Consider the following 19541-nt stretch of genomic DNA (forward strand, 5'->3'; position numbering starts at 1 on the left):
CCCGTGAGGAGTTTAAGTTAAGCCTTCGTCAGGCCTGTATGTTGTTTTGTATCAGCACCTCAGTTTATTATTACCGTGCCAAGCGCAGTGATGACAGCGAGGTGATTGAACAATTGTCGGTCTTAGCGGATCTTCACCGCACATGGGGTTTCAGAATGATGTACCACCGGTTGCGAAAGTTGAATTATATGTGGAATCATAAGCGGGTTTACCGTATTTATACTGCTATGAGACTGAACTTGCGGAATAAACGGAAAAAGCGTTTGCCGGCGCGCGTGAAGGCTCCTTTGCTATGTCCAATCGGACCGAACATCACCTGGAGCCTGGATTTCATGCACGATACGCTATCGGGTGGCAAGACGATCCGGACATTGAACGTGATTGATGATTTCAATCGTGAAGCACTTTCTATTACGGTGGATACCAGCCTTCCGTCCCACAGGGTGATCCGGGGAATTGGAGAAGCTGGTCCAGTGGCGGTGTCTGCACCGATGTAAAGTGGTTCTGCCCCACTTTTGGTGGTTAAGAAGGAGTAAGGATCAATCTTCTTTCTAAAAGATCAAGCGAGCCGCGGCCATACATCTGTCTTTTGATGGTTTTCAGGCGGTTCACATTCCCTTCTACGGGACCATTGCTCCATTTGGTATCGAAGGCATTTTTTACCGCCTGGTAATCCTGTAACAGCCCGTTGGCAAACCCCGCAACTTCACTGATGCCCGAGTCGTTCGCCGCGTCAATCCATCCATCCAACTCCCTGCTACTTCTTTTTTTCAGCATCATAAGCCTGAAGTCGCTGACCAACCCGAAGGTTTTATCCAAAGGAATAGATTTACTGCGTAGGTCCGCCAGGAGCTTCTGCTGTGGTGAAGATAATTTATCGGAATCCTGGAAGAATAAAGTCACGGCCTTGGAAGGCCGCCAGAACGCGCCATCTGCCGGAAGTACCTTTTTCATTCGTTGCTTTTTCCCGCACCGGAGTCCGAATTGGGCCAATCCATCCGATAATGTACTGTACGCGCCCCGATAACCGCGCGTCTGCAATTCAGCAAGCAGTTGCTTCAACTGCAGGTCTGGCTCGGCTGCCAATCTTTCACTGATGAATTCCAGATGCTTCCCCAGCCCCGAACTGAGCGTGCAATGTCTGCGCGGCAATTCATCGCAGTTCCGGTATTTCCTGATGGTTATCCGGCTCATTTTAGTCACCCGTGCGATTTCCCGGACCGGAATGTTCCGGGCCAGCATATCCTTCACCTGCCTGAACTTCTCATGCTGGCGGGGTGAGGCGAGGCTTTGGATCCGGGCTTTCTGCGCACCGGCCGATACCGCCTGGCTTTCCCGGGCCTTGCGCATGGCCACATGTTCGCGCTCCAACATTTTGCGGACAGCCTCGCCAAGGTTTTTAAGCAGGTGCCACCGGTCGGCAACCTGAATGGCCTGCGGGGCACCGCAGCTCACGGCACGCCGGTAGTTTCCATAACGGTCACGCGATACGATCCGGATCCCCGGGTGCGCTTTCAGCCATCCCGATAGCGTATCTTCCTCCCGGTCCGGCAATAATCCGATGGGTTTGTTGGTCGAAAGGTCGACTAGGATGCTGCCATAGCGGTCTCGTTTCTTCATCGCCCAGTCATCCACCCCCAATTCAGTTACATTTGGGCATTCGGGCATCGGAGCGGAATGCACCAGGCGCAATAATGTGTTATCGCTGGCCGGCATGGATAACAGGTTGCACAAACGCTCGCCGGGCCTGCCTCCGTTCTGTATGGCTAGATTACACAATGCCTTTTCTAGCCTATCTGTCTTCCGCTTATAAGCACTGAAGTGGTCGCCGAAACGTTCCGTGAATATCTTTACCGGACATTCATCCGTCCTGCACCGGAATTTCCTGGCTTTCAGGAACAGCGTACAGGGGCTGCCGAATGCGGGTAGGTCCGAAAATCGACGGGTATAGTAACTGTGGACTTTACCGGCAGGAAGGCAGCAATTCGGGCATAGGCATTGCGCTTGGACACTTTCGACATAGATATTGATACAATCGTGCAGCCTATCAACCGATACGACACGGTAGTGGTCTTCCGTATCCAAGATTATTTTTTCGGCATTCATCTGCCTTTTTAAACGAAGGTTTTAATGGGTCAGGTATGGCGTCAGCACCAAAAGTGGGGCAGAACCAAATAAATCGGAATAGACAGTGGCGGGGCAAGCCCGATAAGATCAGATCAGATAATGGGCCGGAATTCATGTCTGCAGCGATGATGGAGTGGTGTTGCGAACACAGCATAGAATGGGAGTTTATTCAGCCCGGGAAACCCACTCAGAACAGTCTGGCCGAACGTTTCAATAGGACTTTCCGGCAAGATGTGCTGGATAGTTATATGTTCGATAACTTGTCGGCGATCCGGAAATATGCGAATGCCTGGGCCTGGATGTACAACAACGAAAGACCGCATTCGGCATTAGGAAACCTGACGCCGATAGAATTCCTGTTGAAATATGGAAAACTCCCAACACTCAATGGCCGACGCCAGTTTCCCACATTACAACAGGACAACAACAACAAATCTGATTGGAATTTTTTAGTTTTGGATGTAGCTAGCTGAGGGAGCATTACACTACAATATCCGCTTCTCTATTAAATTTCGACTTTTCCTCTAAAAACCAATACTCGTGGTGGACCTTCTGCATTCGAATACAACGTCACCTTTTGCATAAAATACCCCGGAAATTGTGTATCATACCGGACTGTGACAAAAGTGGAATCCAAGGGCGGGATCAATCGGCGTTCCCAATCGCTTCCCATACAATTACAGTCAGGCACAGCCTGCTCTATTGAAAAGGTTACATCACCTGTATTTATAATCTTAAAAGAAACTATCAAAGAATCACCGCTCTTCACCCTGCCTAAATCGATTACCGGTTTGGGAATCTCAATTTTTGCCGGTTCCGAAGAGGTATACCCTTCCTTGCCCTTGTTTTCATATCGGTGACATGAAAAACACATCAATGCCACTATCAAAGCCAATTTAGGTGTTATTCTGCACAACATTTGTTAAGGAAGTTTCAATTTGAAAGTCACTAATACCGGATTGTCTCCTATTTGCAATTCGGGAATCAAGGCATGCAAATCAGGGAAATTTTCATGAAGCAATTCGCTAGACATTATACCGTTTCTCACATATTCTGCAAATTCGGCCCTGACATAAGTTATAAATGTATCGTCTCCCATCAATCCCAAAACCGGTGTATTAGAAACCGGGAAGTCAAGTCTCAACGGTTTCAGCACTTTTCGTCCTTGTACGGTATCAACCGATCTCTTATTGCAAAACGCGGAAGGTATCATTAAGCGGCCATCCGAATAATTAAATGAAACTACATTTTCCGTTTCCACAAACCGGTTACCCAAACGTGAATATTTATATTTTTCGTTGGTGTTGTATACCTCATATGCTGTACGCATGATCTGCGGAAGCGCCTTTTCGCCAAAATCAAAGGCGTATTTGGGATAGACTTTCCGATCAGCTGTCAACTGGAATACCGTATCCGAAAGCGTAGGGTGGAAAAGTGCTCCGCTAGCATTCTCCAATAAAAAACAATGAGAAGGTAGCATCACATCAAACGCTTTTGAAAAAGGGAATTGTCTATCCAAAACGCGGCTGTTCTCATCCATAACGATCAGGTTATTCAGGCCAGAAACATCATTATCGTTTTGATTGATAAAGTAATAGTAGCTGTCACCAATCTTAGCAAAAGAACTTGCAAAAACGTTGGTTCGCCTTGTTTGCAGGTATTTACCTTCCAGATCATATTCGATTACCGCCTTTTCATTGTTGCTGAGCAACAAAAGTTTATCTTCCTGAGGGTCAAGTATAAAATCCATCAGGGTAGTAAATTCGCCAGGGCCACGGCCAATGTTCCCGATGGATCGGATGTATTTCCCATCTTCCCCAAAAACCTTCAGACTGGCAAACTTTTTATCATGAACGTAAAATCTATTCCTATGAAATATGACTTTATCGATATCAGCCAGCAAACTCTGCTCGTTCGTTTCCAACGGAATGAAAGCAATCTCTTCGATTAACTCCCTAGTGTTATCCACTTTCCCCATTGCCGCGATATCAACAATGTAGTGATCTTCATTCTCTACGTATACTACTCGATTACGATCACCGCTGCAGGAGGTGGCGAACCAAAGGAAGGGAATAAGACTCGCCACACGCTTCATATAAGATTCAAACAAATCCAAGCGGCGTATTATGTCAAACGACGCCCGCCGTAGCATATTTCTATCCATCGCAACCAAGCTATTGAAAAATCATTAAAATTGCTCCTATTTTAGGTATTATAGTTTAATAACGGTAAGCAAGTTATGCCTTAATGTCAATGATCCGTCAGAAAGAACACTAAAGTATAGAAGTGCTATACCGTCAGATACTTAAAATCATGGGCAAAGTTGTTCACAATATTCTTCAATCTGTCTCTCCTTTGCAGCATATAAGGCGGAGCAACTCCCCTCCGGCGAACAGATGTCATCATTACCTTCAAAGCAACCTTTAACGCTCCCATACTCATATCTAATTTCCATTCCCGATCCAGCGATACAACAAACCGTTTCACAGTCTGAGTCTTCCAACACCCACTTCTTCGGTTCAGTGCCCGATCCTGTTCCAGTTCCGGTGCCTGTTCCGCTTGTTTGCCCGATCAACTGTTGCCCAATTAAGCTGGTCTCGCCACTGAAATTTGTGTGAATGTTGAGCATAAATGCAAATACGAACACACCGGCTGCTGTAATTCGCATTACTTTTGTTCCTCTTGTTTCCATGATGGTAATAGTTAATTGTAAAATAGCTTATTTGTAGTTATTCGTTTTCTTAATTATAAATTGTATTGATTATCTGATTAAAGGTACAACGCTAAGGCATTTTTCACAAGCCAATCGGCTCTCCGTTTAGCATTTACAGAAACTTATTTAGTATTTGCCATGTGTCATCCATTATTTATGCGGTTTCACCATCGCTTCATTGTGTTTTATCTGAAGATTTTCGCAATTTGCCTCCCGGACAAGATAGGGCGGCCTACCCCGGACCTCCAACAAGGTACGACCAAGGTATTCCCCCATCACGCCCATCAGCAGGAATTGGATGCCCGAAATAAAGAGGATACTGGCGATGATCGATGTCCAACCAGCGATGGTGTCATTGGTGAAAAGGTATTTGTACACCGCATAGAACCCGTAGCAGAATGACAAAGCTGCAAACACACAACCCACTGCAGTAGCTAACCTAAGTGGCGCTATGCTGCCAGAGACAAATGCCCTAAGCGACAGTGATAACAACCGCATTGTGGAATACTGGCTTTTACCCTGGTATCGCTGACCTACGTTAAAGTATATACTGCTCTGTTTATACCCCATCCAGGGAATAAGCGCTTTAACGTAAAGACCACTTTCATTAAAGCCGGCTAGCGCCTGTACCACCTTCCTGTCAAGTAAGCGAAAATCAGGCGCATTGGGGATGATGGTGTGTTCCGTAAACCGATTGATTAAACGGTAAAACAAGCCTGACGCCACCCGCTTCCCAAGAGGCAATCGAGCACCACCGGATATTTCACGGATACCGTTGACTACATCATAACCTTCTTTCCACCTGTCTACTAACGCCGGTATGGATTCGGGCGGGTGTTGCAAATCGGCATCCATACAAACCACGCAGTCCGCGTATCCTACATGGTCATAACCCGCTTTCAGAGCCATCTGCTGGCCAAAGTTGCGGGATAGGCTGATATAATACACCTTGGGATTATCACATGAAAGCTGCTTGAGCGTTGAAAGCGTATTGTCAGTACTGCCATCGTCCACGAACAAAAGGGTATAATCATACCGGCTCACGACACGTAGCAATCTAGCATAACACGCTGCGATGTTACCTTCCTCATTGTGACAAGGGACAACCACAGCCAGTTTAGTATTGTCTGTCGTATCGCTCATCAATACATATCTTTAAAATCCGCTAGACGTCGATTAGCAAATATGACCTTCGAAACCACCATGTAATTCACGAAGGACATCGCGAGCATGGCACTTAGCTTCGCAAAATAAAAATTAAGTCCGGCTATTTGGTTTAATAGCCACAGAAGTGCTGTACCACCAACCAAGGCAAAAAGCGCCAACACAACGAAGGCCTTGAATTTCCATCGCACCTTACTTCGGTCTTCAAACACCCATATTCTGTTCAATTGAAAATTGCAACCAGAGGCAACCAACCAACCAATGCTGTGCGACACATATTCAGGTAGTTCCAACAAAAAAATTCCCATGCCGGTCACCAAGAAGTCAATCCCAAAACAAGTAAGCCCGGAAAGATAATACTTAGTAAGTTTTGTCAACATAGGTCGATACTCTCATTCTATTAATCTAAAATTAAGTCCATTGTTCTGCGTATCGCCAAGCAAATACACCGATGTAAAGCACATACATGCCCGTTAAAAGGCGAGTATCTAGCTTGATATGTGAAACTAATAGTTTATCTTGGCCAAGCAGGTATCTGGAAATAATGAAAAACAACCCGATACTACCCAAGTAAAAATACCGATCTGCCACTAGCACACCTCTCGCTAATGGCACAACATGCAGGGCTAAGGCAAGATTGACCGCCAGAAAACCGAGACCGAAGAACAAACTACGCCAACCGCTGCGCCAAGCGTAGACTAACAGCGCACCGATGCAAAGAACCACTATCGGATAAAACCAGAAAGCAAGTGGCATAGCCTCTCCCGGTTTCATTGGGAACGGATACATGTAGTTAAGCCGGATCGGAAGTATTCCCTTGAAAATATATTCAGTAAACGCATAGCAGGCTAGCACAAGCCGCTGCCATAATGGATAATATTCATTGGCTAATCGCGCTGCAAAACCAGCATCCTGTGCCCGTAGACTAATTACCCCCATACCTACCGCAAGTGCAAAGAAAGGCACCATAGATAACCAATAACCACGTTTATGCATATCCCTTCCCGTATACCAATCTACCAGCAACATGCTTACAGGAAGGATTACAGCTTGCTCTTTGCTTCCGAATGCCAACAGATAAAGCACCAATACCAACAAATAAGCCCACCACCTACGCGTAGAAGCATAGCTTATGTATTGCAAGAGTGCCAATAAGGAAAAAAACGTATACAATAAATTCTTCGAAGCCGATATCCAAGCTACGGATTCGACCTGTATAGGATGCACTGCAAATAGCAACGCCGTAGCGAAGGCGATTAGATGAACCTTATTATCCTCAACCAACTTTTGGGGGAGCCTGATGTCTTGCACGCTAAGTAAGCGCTTGATGAAAACGAATACAAGCACCGCATTGGATATGTGCAATATTAGACTGAAAAGATGGAACCAAAACGGCTCTAAACTAAAGAAGCGGTAAATAACAGAATAGTAAAGAGTATTAACTGGGGAATATTGGCCAGTATAAAAATGGGTGAAGTAATAAGTTACATTGCCCCACTGAAGGCTCCGGACGAACGGATTCTCATAGAGCATCCAGTTATCATCGCCCGACCGTTGGGCAAAACCGTGGAACAGTACTGGATATAGTACAATAATGCCTGCGATAACAAGAAGAAGTTGGTATCGGTAGCTTAATAGTAATGCATTGGCACTTCGCATCGCGTATCGATTTAACTAGCATTCTAAAACTCACTCCAATCTTGTGTGTCATGACAATCAGGATGTGCCTTCCCGACCGACATCTCATTGTTATCCTTATTGATGAAATACCAATACCTCATCTCACGTTTTGCAAACGAACTCGTGAAGATATTGCTTCTTGCTGTACTCAAATATTTGCTTTCCGAATCATATTACCCAGTTGTCGCCTTTGTTATATACTAAATTTAGAAAACAACTTTGACAATTTCACATATCTAAATAATCGCTAAATAGACTACCCAAAATAATGAAAAGCACAGTTCTTTTGGGTTTAGGTTTAGACGTATCGAAGATTTCCATCGTTCCACCATAAAGATAAATTCCCTTTTTTAATTAATTAGAGCGGTCGGCTCTAGTTAGTATTTAAAATGAGCGATCACTAAAACCCTGAAATCATTTTCGTCAACCAAATCAGTAAAAAGTTCAAACTCGTCCTTCCTTCTATCCATACCTTCTTTGCGATGTGCAGCCTGAAAATTCTGCTCCCTAATTTGTTTAGCATAAGTTAAAAAAGCCTTTGGATCAACCAGTTGATACAACGTTTTTTTGTCTATTTGGCCGTTTGGCCAAAAAGGGTAACCGAAATCATAATCGTTCTCCATATAATTTCCTTTCAGGAAATCTCCCCTATAGGACAAATTAAAACATTCATCTGACCCTTTATCATATACCAATCCCTTCCAGCGCCGGTCAAGCGCTGCGTTAAAGAAAATAAAATTACTAGACTCAACAACAGGATGCAAAATATCCAGATAAGGCCTTCTATCGACGTTTAATCCAGGGTTATCCACGGGTCTTAACTGCTTGTGCTTTTTTACGTAACCCGGAAAATAGCCCTTATCGGTCGTGAAATAAAATATAGTATCGTTGCAATCCATATGGATACCATATCCTTCCTCCGCTGGAAATAAGCTGGCTGCCCGATACTGATTGTTTTTCTTCGGTGCAATTAAATGCTTTTTAACGAACTCTTGTCCGTCATAGGAAATCACATAAATATTTGGATAGTCTAACAGTTCGTCAAGGGGCCCTGGCTGAGTAAAAAGCAAAAGCTTCTTATTTTCTAATACACGAATAAATAAGGGCGCTACGACATTCAGTGGTATCGATCGAATGTGACTACCCGAAAAATCATATTGTAAAAGCCTTTGGCTGGAATTATCTACCACAAACACTAATTCTTCATCCTCGTCAAGCGCACATGCCGACAAACTACCGTATTCAAATTCTGCTCTGCCAATCTGTCCGATTTCACATAGGTATTTACCGTTTATGGTCAGTAGATGCAATTTTTGAGTTCCCCAGTCATTAATTAACATGTAATTTCTAGAAAGTATAAAATCAACTTCATTCGAAAAAAAAACCCCTTCAGGTTCTGCTATCTTGAAATACTGAATAGAGTCAACAAAATGGGTGAGCCGTAACTCTTTATCAACCAAATCAAACTTTATTTCCTTAACATTTTTGTCAACAGAATTATTGTTGTTACAACTTGATAAGCAAAACAATATCAGAACAGAAACGACTACGTACATCTTTAACAACATCATTCATTGAATCAATTGAATTGAACTTTAATATATAGCTGATATTTTTAAATTCCAAGTATCAAGTCCCAGTACCACCATTTGAGTCACCGATGTAACAAGGAGAGCCGCTGGTACACGTAATAGCTGAACATTCATCAAAGGGGTTTTGAAAAACACCTCGATGTTCACATTTTTTTAGCTCAGCCTCAACAACTACTCCATCGTTTGTCTGTCTGCAACAATATCTTCCTAGGGGGATACCGGTTTTAGGTTTCTCTATTTGATGAAGTACTGCACATTTAACAGGCGCTGATCCTGAACCAGTACCGGTATCATCTGCAATCAATGGTTGTCCAAACAAACTTGTTCCGCCATCCAAGTTGGTATGGATATTCAACAAGAACGCAAACACGAATACAACGGCCGCCGCAATTCGTACAATCTTAAAATTTCCCTTTTTCATAACCTAAAATTTTAACGGTTAAAAAATCTAATGAATAAAATGTGCTACCAAATTACTATATCCTAAGTCAGACTCCAAACCACCCAACTCCCATTTCCAACAAACTAGCATTGCCATCCCGTATTCCCGGTAAACTATTGATTATTTCGCCAGAACTTTTTAGCCGTCCTGTGAAAGTTTCCGATTATTGTGCAGGTTGACGATCTGTGCTTGCAGTTCGCCATAGCTAAGCGTATAATACAGTTTTTCGCCATTTTTAAGCACAACGCATTTCTCTTTATTGTGTACATGCTTGACGTATTGAATATTTACAAGTACAGACTGGCTGATTCGTATCAAATAAGGATATTGAACTTCACTCAAGAACTTCGTTAACGATTTGCTTATCATGTATTTCTCATCTTCAGTGGTGTATAGAATAGTATATCCCTTGTCGGCTATGCAATAGAGAATATTTTCGCATTTGACAACCGAAAACTGGTTGGCGTTTTTCACAAAGTACCGGTGTTCTTCATGTGCTTTCATAACAGTTTGTAGTTTAACTGTGATTATTTTATAGTATCTATTTGGAAGACAATTTTCTTGTTCTTTTCAAAATCATACAATGTAAGCCGCCGTAACGTGTAATACAACTCCCAATAAGTACGCACCACGTCTATATAGGCATTGGTGGCATTATCTTTTTGTGTCTGCGCAATGTTAAGGTCATTGATGCCGATGGAACCACGTAGAAAACGCTCTACCTCCAATCCGTAATTACGCTCAGCAATTTCCTGCGTCTCCGACGCGACGGTCAACTGTTGACGATGGAGATTCCACCGCGCGGTGTGTAGTGCAATCTCCTGCTCCAATTGCATCTCGCTTTGTTCGATCTGGCTTTCCACCATGGCCAAATTAGCCTCAGCACGCAGCCGCTGGGTTTTAGCCAATCCCCAATCCAAAATAGGAAGCGAGAACCCGATCAACAAGTTCTGCTGGTTTTCTAACTGGTTAAACAAGGCTGGCACCGTGGGTGCCGTATTGGAAAGTCCGAAATTGGCCTGCACGTTAAATTTCAGGTTGTTTTCTGCTCTAGCTTCCGCAATATGCTGCTCTGCCTCCAACCGCTGCAACCGGAAATCGAGCACCTGCTTGCTGTTTGCCCGGGCATGGGCAAGGGTTTGGTCAACATTGATATCCATGAACAGCACATTGTCTGGTACGGTTAATTGCCAACCTTGCTCATCCGGCAGCAAGAGATAACGCGCAAAGTGCTGGCGCGCCAGAACGGCATCCACACTATCTTTCGTTACCTGGTTCTGTGCATTAAGCACATTAAGGCGCAGCTGTAGCAGGTCGCTTTGCGCTACCGTGCCGAGTTTAAAACGTTCTTGCGCTATCCCGTAAAGGGTGTCAGCCTTGGCGAGATTCTGTCGGGCGAGTTCCTGCCGGGCGTGAGCGGCTAGCATATCGAAATAATAGATCACGGTCTGCCCACCTATTTCTTCCATCCGGGTTATGAAAGTCCGATCGGCCGACTCGAACCGCAACGGTTCTATTATCTTCCGCCATTTGAATGGGTTGTATCCGATCGTATTCTGCGAGTAGGAGATGGACGCCGGAATGGATGAATAGATGATCTGCCGGTCGTTGCCGAATACATCGATGCGGTTAAGCGACGAGCTAATGGATACTACACCGCCCGTTAGTCCCACATTTTGCCGGATGCCAAGGTTTAGTGTGCTATAGGCCTGGTTTTGTTGCACAAAGGCATCCTCGCCTGTCGGTAACGTGATTTTGTTGATCGCCCTACTGTAGTTGGGAATCGTACCATCCAGGTATAGCATGGGCCTGAATGAGGCTTCGTAATTCCGGTAGCTCCACACGCTGCTCTGGTAGCTATTGAGCGCCACCTTATACTCAAAGGACTGCCGTTGTGCCAACCGCACAGCTTCGCCAAGTGTGATCGTACGTTCCTGGGCTGAAAGATGGTCCATGGTGACAAAGACGGTTAGCCCGGTAAAGAAATATCGAATATGTTGCTTCATTAAATTTAGTGTCTGTTGTCTCATAGCTCACTTCTCCTATAAACGGCCCAATAGAGCAAGGGCACGAAAAACAGGCTGATAAACAGCCCGATCACCATCCCGCCTATGAGCGTAAGTACCAACGGTTGCTGCAGTTCGGACCCCAGATCACCCATAAACAATGTAGGAGCCAGCGCACCTACACTCGTAAGCGTAATCATTACGATAGGCTTAAGCCGTTTGTGACCGCCTTCATAGATGGCCTCCATAAGTGGCATACCTTGTTTGCGCAACCGATTGATGGCATCTATTTTCAGGATGGAGTCGTTGATGATTAAGCCAGACATGACCACGATACCGATCAGCGACATCAAATTGATGCTATTGCCTGCCAGGTAAAGTGCGAGTAATGCACCGGATATGGCAATAGGCAACTCCACGAGGATGAATAACGGTTGCAGCAGCGATTCAAACTGCGCGGCCAGTATGAAATATAGCAACAATACCGCAACCAACAGGATCAGCGTCATTTCCCCGATCAGTGCTTGGTTATCGAAGTAAGCGCCGCTAAAGGCGGTGTCTAGCGTTGGGAAACCGCGCAGCAAAAGGTCGCCGATGGTTGCCAGGTCTTGGCTTTCACTTTCGGTATGGATAGCTATCGGATAGTAGCGCCCCTGTGCCCCTGCCGTGATGTACCGATAGCTGTTGATGCGCTGCGTCTCCACTAAAGCCGCTAGCGAAACTTCAGCATCTTCGGATTTACGGATAAACGAACGTGCCAGGATACCGCTTACATCACTATCGGTACCCGGTACCAGCAAAATGGGAATCATTTCCTGCCCGCTTTGGAAATGGTCGATTAGTGTTGGCCGAAAAACCGATTGGATGCTCGCCGATAACTCGCTGAGCGCAATGCCATAGCGAGCCGCCTTCAACGGATCTATATGGATGAGCACCTTGTCATGGAGCGCCGCAGGACTGATCCGGGCGTGCGGGAGTGCTTTGCGCAGGGAATCCAATAGCCGAAGTGTTTCTTCCGGCGGAGGCATCTCCCGCTGTTCGCTTTCGGATATTTGCAGCTGCAGTGCAGCAATGCGGTCGGCAAAGACCGCTTCGAATGCATTCTTTGCAGGAGCAATTTCCATCATAGCATCAGGAAAAAGCGATGCCAACAAGAAAGGGAGCCGTTGCCGTAGTGTTTCGGAGTCTGTCTCTGTAGCCGTTTGGATGTATAGACTGGCTTGTGTTTGCCCTTGGTTTTGTCCACGGTCAAGCACGAATTGCTGTTCCCCTACCCAAGTATTAAAGGTGCTGACTCCATCGCCAAGGCCGTTAAATAACCGCTCGACCCGATCCCAGTTTTCAGCCACATCGACGGGTTCGTTCCAATCTATGAAAACCTCGAAGTCGTTACGGGTGACCTCGGGTAGACGCGCTTTATCCAAGGCCATGTATAGACCTGCGCTGCCTGCCAGTAGGACCACTACGATCAAGCACATTGCGAAAGGTCTGCGGAAAACCGCTTTTAAGCCCCATTCATACCAACCTGTAACGTTGACATTCGCTTTAATCTCGAACTCCTTATGTTGTCTTCCCTGCTGTTCTGGATAGATCAGGCTGTATAGTGGAGGCAGCAGCAGCATGGATACTAAGAGCGAGGAGACCACGCCTACTATCACAGAAAGCGCCTGGTCAAAAAATATGGCGCCCGCCAAGCCACTTAGGAAGATGAGCGGAATGAATACAGCACAATTAGTTAGCACCGAAGTAATGAGGGGCTTGATAATCTCGTTGGTGCCCTGAATAGCCGCATCAGCCACCCCGAGTCCGCTATCGCGATGTCGATTGATGTTGTCGATCACCACAATGGAGCTGTCAATGATCATGCCCAGTCCCAGAATAAGCCCACCCAATGAAATGATGTTGATGGACATGCCCAGCAAGTAAAAACCAAGTTGGCTAATAAGCAATGAAACCGGTATAGTGATGCCGATAAGCAACGCGGGTTTTATCCTACGGATGAAAACCAGCATCAATAGGACTGCACATATGCCGCCAAGCCACAAATCCTGCCGGAGGTTCCCGATGGCATAGTCAAGCAAAGCGGTCTGGTCTTGAGACACCTTGAATTCCAGATCGAGATATTCATGCCGCATCTGGCTAAGCAGCTCGTTGAAATGAAGCTGGAGGTCTTCCATCCGGGCTGAGGGCTGCTTAATAATATCAAGGTTGATTGCACGTTTACCATTGCTATAAAACGCGCCGGTTTCATCAGCGGGTGTAAGCTTTACCGTTGCCAGTTCACCCAACCGGAACACCCGGCCGTTGATATTCACGGGTGTGGTATTAAGGGTTTCCAGTGATGCAATATCGGCTGCGAATTTGAGATAGTACCGATAGTGACCATCGGCCACTTGAATGTTGCCCAGGCTGATCTTGTTTTCGCGGAAGGCTCGCATCAATACCTCGCCGTCTAGACCCAAGCTCTGCAGGTAGCCCTCTTTCGGTTCGATGTGCACCTGGGGCTGCATCAAGCCTGTGGCATCCACCATAGCCACTTCCGCCAACTGCTCGATACGCCTGCGGATGGTTTCATTCACGAAGGAGCTTATCTCCGCCAACTGTGCAGGGGTTGCTAGGCTATCAACCGGTAAAATGCTAAGCTGGAATACCGGGATATCATCCCCGCCCATCTTCACCACCGTTGGTCGTTGGGCTTCTCTGGGCAGGCCGTTCATGGCCATATCCACTTTCTCATTCACCTCGATGAAACGCATGCTGATATCCGTACCGGGTTCAAAACGGACACGTATCACCGCACTTCCTTCAGATGCACGGCTTTCGATCCGTTCAAGCCCATGCAATTGCAGGAGTGCGTTGCGGATGGGCGTGGCCAGTTGCTGATCCACTTCCTCTGCCGAAAGCGCTTCGCCCGAAAGCCGCACAATCACCTCAGGGATGTCGGCCCTGGGCAACAGCGAGGTCGGCAGGTACAGGTACGCAGTGACGCCTAGCAGCAGCAAGGCAAAAAAGCTGACTAATACGGCAATGGGTCTATGGACTAAAAATCGGATCATATTTTCTGGTGTTCGGAACTTTCTCGCTGTCTCCCTTTCGTTCGCTCCAGTAGGCAAAGCGGAAGCAACAGGTAAGCGCCCAGGATGGAAAATAGCAGCCCTCCAATGGTCCCCGCTGAAAGCGTGAACCAAAATCCCTTTTCAGCGCCACTGATCATGAATGGAAGCAGACTCAGGATGGCAGATAATGTGGTGATCAGGATGGGCATGGCTTTGGCATTGAACGCGCGGATAAATACCCTCCTGCTAGCAGAGGTAGCGACAGCCTTACCCCATCGGAGGTAATTGAAATCATTGATGATATACAGCGCAGCGTTCGTTACCAAACCGCTGAGCAGAAGCAGGGAAGCATACCCCCCCTGATCAAACTGCAGCGCCAGAAAATGGAAGGTCAAAAAAACGCCAATGAAGGAGAAGGGAATCATGAGCACCACAGCAAACGGCTGCCGGAACGATTCAAGCAGTACTGCACAGATGATGTAAATGATCAGCAGTACCAGTGCAATAAGCCATAGATGGGGGTAGGCACCATCTGCTAGTCCCCATACGGCCACACTGGGCAATTCCACTGAATAACCATAGGGCAGGGTTGATCGGATATCGTCTACCACGCGCTTCTGCACGATGCTATTCAGCTGATATGGACCGACAAACCGGTAATGTACATTGAGGAGGTACTCCTGGTTCTCACGCACTATGGCGTCGCCCATACGCACCTTTTTTATAGTAGATACATCGTTCAAACGGATCATAGCAGAATCGTTCACCTGGAGGGGTGCATTCATTACTGACCACAAAGGTGCTATCATGTCGGTGTTAGTAAATACTGCAATCGGGGTAAACACGCCCGGAGTAGCTTTGATGATGCCTATCGGCGTGGATCGTTCGTCAATGGCTTGCAATGCCGTACCCATTGCATGGCGCCCTATACCGTAAGACGCCAAGTATTCGGGCCTGTCTATGCCTACCATGAATTCCTCGTAGCGGCGTTGCTGCCATCGGCTTTGCGTGCTTATCACAATATCCTGTACACGCGGATTACGCAGCAGGCTATCGCGCACCTGCAGGCCAATGGTCTGCAACTGCCCGTAATGGTATCCACGCAATTCAATGGTCGAATCGAAATTATCCAAGCCAATGGCATTGCTGAACCCCCTGCCTACGCCGTAAACGCTGAAATCCGCTGCACCGGATTGGATGGCGCGGGCCTCCAACAGGTGCTTTAATCGATGCGGGAATGCGCCCTCAAAGCGTTTGTTGAAACGGATACTGATGAAAGCATTGTTGGCATTGGAAACGTGGGCGGTAAAACGTTCCACCTCATCGGTAAACCGCCGGAGAAACTCCTCAAACTCAGTTACCACGGCGTCCATTTGCGCCAACGTGGCTCCATTGGGCATGGTTAGTTGTACGTTGAGTTGGACACGTTCCTCACTGCTCCCACCACCGCCTCGGTTGTCCATCTGATTGTTTGCATACAAGAATAAGGTACCGCCCGCATACTTGTTCAGCTTGTCACGCAATGTCCGGTTATAAAATTCACTACCGAACACGGCATTATATGCCTTAGCCCACCGGGATTCGCCGTCCATTTTTTCTGGTAGCATAAACAACGGTAAGCCAAAACACAGTAACATGATCAATAAGCATGTCCACCTGAAACGTAGCATGGTGGCCAGTTGCCGCGCATATAGCCGACTGAACCGTACGAGCCTGCGCTTTCGGCGGAAAAACAACCTGTTGGGCTTAATCATTACCGGCAAACGCTCCAACAATGCGGGAATGAAGAAGTAAGCAACGGGCAACGACACCAACAGGTTGATGATGATGGCAACGGCAAAGTCCAAGAGGTTGACCCGCGCATTTTCCTCCAACAAGAAGATAACACTCAACGCGCCCAGTGCCGTCAGCGTGGACGCCAGAATCGCAGCGAATATCCGATTGCGTCCCGTATGCCGGATATCCTCCACAATAACGATCACATTGTCTATAATAAGCCCCAGCGAAATGGTAATGCCTGCCAAGGAATACAGATGGATCTCGAGCCTAAATAAGTAATAGAAAACGAGCGACACCGCAACATTGACGGCGAGTGATAAAATGACGATCAGTAGGTAACGCCACTTACGGGTAATGAGCAATACAAAAAGCAGGAGAATGGCCATCGATAGGCCGGTCCGCAAATAGATTTTTCCCAGCTCTTCCTGGATATATTCGGTATTGTCATAGATCATGTCTAGCCGGTATCCCCTGCTCATCAGTTCATCGCCAACACCTTGCATCTCCGCGCGGATCCGTTTGGCCAGCGCGATGTTGTTAACGTGTTCCTCCGGAGCTACGTTGATGTACACCAACTCCTCCCCATTGATCCGATAATGCGAGGTTGATGGCATAGGCCGTACGTCTACCGTGGCGACATCCGGCAGGTAAAATACGTGGCCATCGCTACCCTTTATGGGGAACGTGTGGAGGTCATGGATACTGGCTATACAACGTTCAATTGCCATATCCACCTTTCCGTTCCCAATCCGTACCACGCCAAGCCCACTCACAGCAAGCCCTTCTTGCAATTGTCTTTGAAAATCTGCTATCCCGCTACTATGCTGCCGGAGCCGTGTTAAATCCAAATCGATGGCCACTCTTGACGGGTGTGTCCCCGTTATGTTTACGCGATGAATGCCTTTGATCTCAGCCAATACTGACCGGATGCGCTGCTCGGCCAACTGGGCGATGCCATCTGCCGTTCCGGGGCCGCCTAGCGTATAGCCGATGATATCGCTACCAAATTCGTAGCCAGCTGTTGGGCGATTTAAATAAACGGTCGGATAGGATGCTGTAGCAGGTAATTGTGGATACAGTTGACGGAGTACTGTAGCCGCCTCAAAACGGAACTTCGCCGGGTCCGTCCACTTGTCTAACGCTACGTGTACATTGGCTGCCCCCTGCCCGGATGTAGACCGGATACGTTGTACACCATGAAGACGCGCAAGTGTGCGCTCAATCGGATTCGTAAGCTCCATATCTACAACTTCTGGAGAAGCCTCAAGCATGGAACAGTGTACAGTGACGGAAGCATAACTCCGACTGGGTATCAATTGGATGGAAAGTTGGGGGATGAGTACCAAACCCACTAGGCCCAGCATGAGGGAAATAACCAGGATGCTAAAGGAAGAGAAGGGTGTAGTCGAATTCCTTTTCATATTCGGCGATCCTGAACCCTATGGGGTACGCTGCTGTACCACAATAGGCTTGTTGTGTGCTAAGTTGAAGTTGCCCGAGAAAATCACGCGGTCGCCGGGTTGCAACCCATCTTTGATGGCATAATGGGTGCTGTTTTCATAACCGATCTCCACGTAATTCCAATAAGCGCTACCTTCATCGGTAACAGTAAACACCACTTTTCGGCCTTGGCGGTCTAGCACAGCCTCCTTGGGTACGACGAGTTGATCGCCGATGTCTCGTGAGATCGTTACATTCACGCCCATACCATCAACCAGCTTACCCCGCTGGTTTCTGATGACGGCCTTTACCATCACCATCCCTGCCTTATCTACTTGAGGATTAATGCTTACGATCTTGCCTGCATATGATGTGTTCCCTTCGCTGAATGCCGTTACACGTACCGACTCGCTTTGCCTCACAAAATCAAGTTCCTGCTCCAGTACAGCGAACTCCACATGGAATTCGCTATCATCGATCAACGTACAGATATAGTCTACGCTTGAAGCCAAATTGTGTGCCTTAGCTTTCAGGTTGGCTAGTTTCCCGGCAAATGGTGCATACAAACGCGTATATTGAAGATCCTTCTCCACCTTGCTGAGTTCAAGTTCAGCATCACTCAATCCGCTACGAAGACGTGCGATTTGTTTTACTTCCTCACTGAGCGCGGCTGTATCAGCAATCCTGAAGCCCTGTCGCAATAGCTGATCCTCATAATCTAGCACAGCTTTCCGGTAATGCAACATCATCTGTTCTCGTGTTTGTTGCAGTGTTTCGCCGTTAAGCACGGCCAATAATTGGCCAGCCTGTATCCGATTGCCCTCAGCAACATGGATGTGCTCAATTATACCATCCGAACGGAATTTCAAATCTGCCCTACGGATTGCATTTAGTTTGCCATTGGCAATTAATTCCTGATGGAATGATGTCTTAGTCAGCGTGGTTGCTTCAACTTCTGTGGGTTGATCATCTGTCTGAACAAGTATTTCAGATGATTGCGGCGAATCCTCAACCGAAGGAGATTGCCTACAGGAAATAATGATAATGCACCATAGCAGGCTGACGAATATTTTAAGCATGGAGAACAAAGAGAACTGAAAATGGTTCACAATTTGATTAGTTAATGTTTTTCGTTTATAATTAGGAAAATGCATCATTGACATAAAGGCGACATTAGCATGCATTTTTCCAAATATAAAAAGACATTTAAATTCTTTATAAAAAGAATGTTGCAAAGTATATCTAAAAATCCTACCTGAAATTTTCAATTTCATTACTTTTAAAATCCTCATTCGAATAGGATTTCGTTGGAAAGACCCCATTCGTCGCCTAAATACTTTTTGATTGTATTAACCCGTTGTGCGGTTTAAACAGCGAGTGCATGTTTCAACCTGTTAATATTTCTGTTGTTTAAGAAGTTCGTGTACTGCAATACCGCCACTGCTGAGATCTTTGCGCAGAGCCTTGTGAACAGGCCATCGAGTGTCTTGGCATAGTTCCTTTTGAGCATGAGCTGGTCACAGAGCTGGGAGAACAGGGTTT

Annotated in this window: 16 protein-coding genes and 1 pseudogene; 2 read left to right on the forward strand and 15 right to left on the reverse strand. The window is 46.5% G+C overall.

The features are described 5' to 3' along the window. A partial coding sequence (locus ACFQRK_RS23500) for an IS3 family transposase (protein ID WP_379010842.1) occupies positions 1–497 on the forward strand: 497 nt, incomplete at its 5' end. A 25-nt stretch (positions 498–522) separates the two neighbouring features. Here the strand turns inward: ACFQRK_RS23500 and ACFQRK_RS23505 are convergent. Beyond that, positions 523–2106, reverse strand: a complete 1584-nt coding sequence (locus ACFQRK_RS23505; RefSeq protein ID WP_379010845.1) for an ISL3 family transposase — start codon at positions 2104–2106, stop codon at positions 523–525. A 35-nt stretch (positions 2107–2141) separates the two neighbouring features. Between ACFQRK_RS23505 and ACFQRK_RS23510 the strand changes: the two genes are divergently transcribed. Further along, positions 2142–2600, forward strand: a complete 459-nt coding sequence (locus ACFQRK_RS23510) for an integrase core domain-containing protein (protein ID WP_379010846.1) — start codon at positions 2142–2144, stop codon at positions 2598–2600. Positions 2601–2632: 32 nt separating this feature from the next. Here the strand turns inward: ACFQRK_RS23510 and ACFQRK_RS23515 are convergent, their stop codons facing one another. The 14 genes and pseudogenes from ACFQRK_RS23515 to ACFQRK_RS23580 form a co-directional block, all read right to left on the reverse strand. Next, positions 2633–3046, reverse strand: a complete 414-nt coding sequence (locus ACFQRK_RS23515; protein ID WP_379010847.1) for a DUF1573 domain-containing protein — start codon at positions 3044–3046, stop codon at positions 2633–2635. Between the two features lie 3 nt (positions 3047–3049). Beyond that, entirely contained in the window at positions 3050–4291 is a 1242-nt protein-coding gene (locus ACFQRK_RS23520) for a 6-bladed beta-propeller (protein WP_379010849.1), read from the reverse strand. A 147-nt stretch (positions 4292–4438) separates the two neighbouring features. Continuing rightward, positions 4439–4819, reverse strand: coding sequence for a hypothetical protein (locus ACFQRK_RS23525; protein WP_379010851.1), 381 nt, complete (start codon positions 4817–4819; stop codon positions 4439–4441). Between the two features lie 171 nt (positions 4820–4990). Beyond that, complete coding sequence (locus ACFQRK_RS23530) at positions 4991–5983, reverse strand: glycosyltransferase family 2 protein (RefSeq protein ID WP_379010852.1); 993 nt, start codon at positions 5981–5983, stop codon at positions 4991–4993. Next, complete coding sequence (locus ACFQRK_RS23535; RefSeq protein WP_379010853.1) at positions 5983–6384, reverse strand: GtrA family protein; 402 nt, start codon at positions 6382–6384, stop codon at positions 5983–5985. Before ACFQRK_RS23535 ends, ACFQRK_RS23530 begins: the two co-directional genes overlap by 1 nt. Before the next feature lie 31 nt (positions 6385–6415). Further along, a complete protein-coding gene (locus tag ACFQRK_RS23540; protein WP_379010855.1) occupies positions 6416–7537 on the reverse strand; it encodes a hypothetical protein in 1122 nt (373 codons plus the stop codon). Positions 7538–8061: 524 nt separating this feature from the next. After that, entirely contained in the window at positions 8062–9255 is a 1194-nt protein-coding gene (locus ACFQRK_RS23545) for a 6-bladed beta-propeller (RefSeq protein ID WP_379010856.1), read from the reverse strand. A gap of 58 nt (positions 9256–9313) precedes the next feature. After that, on the reverse strand, positions 9314–9697 hold the full coding sequence (locus tag ACFQRK_RS23550) for a hypothetical protein (RefSeq protein ID WP_379010858.1): 384 nt from the start codon (positions 9695–9697) through the stop codon (positions 9314–9316). Positions 9698–9856: 159 nt separating this feature from the next. After that, on the reverse strand, positions 9857–10222 hold the full coding sequence (locus tag ACFQRK_RS23555; RefSeq protein WP_379010860.1) for a LytR/AlgR family response regulator transcription factor: 366 nt from the start codon (positions 10220–10222) through the stop codon (positions 9857–9859). A 23-nt stretch (positions 10223–10245) separates the two neighbouring features. Beyond that, positions 10246–11724, reverse strand: coding sequence for a TolC family protein (locus ACFQRK_RS23560; protein WP_379010862.1), 1479 nt, complete (start codon positions 11722–11724; stop codon positions 10246–10248). Between the two features lie 20 nt (positions 11725–11744). Beyond that, positions 11745–14780 (reverse strand): efflux RND transporter permease subunit, encoded by a 3036-nt coding sequence (locus ACFQRK_RS23565; protein WP_379010864.1) that lies wholly within the window; start codon positions 14778–14780, stop codon positions 11745–11747. Then, a complete protein-coding gene (locus ACFQRK_RS23570) occupies positions 14777–17980 on the reverse strand; it encodes an efflux RND transporter permease subunit (RefSeq protein WP_379010866.1) in 3204 nt (1067 codons plus the stop codon). Before ACFQRK_RS23570 ends, ACFQRK_RS23565 begins: the two co-directional genes overlap by 4 nt. A gap of 18 nt (positions 17981–17998) precedes the next feature. Next, on the reverse strand, positions 17999–19108 hold the full coding sequence (locus tag ACFQRK_RS23575; protein WP_379010867.1) for an efflux RND transporter periplasmic adaptor subunit: 1110 nt from the start codon (positions 19106–19108) through the stop codon (positions 17999–18001). A gap of 257 nt (positions 19109–19365) precedes the next feature. Beyond that, a pseudogene (locus tag ACFQRK_RS23580) lies at positions 19366–19541 on the reverse strand (IS982 family transposase); the annotation flags it as partial.

The organism is Parapedobacter sp. GCM10030251 (assembly GCF_042666505.1).
Classification (GTDB): Bacteria; Bacteroidota; Bacteroidia; order Sphingobacteriales; family Sphingobacteriaceae; genus Parapedobacter.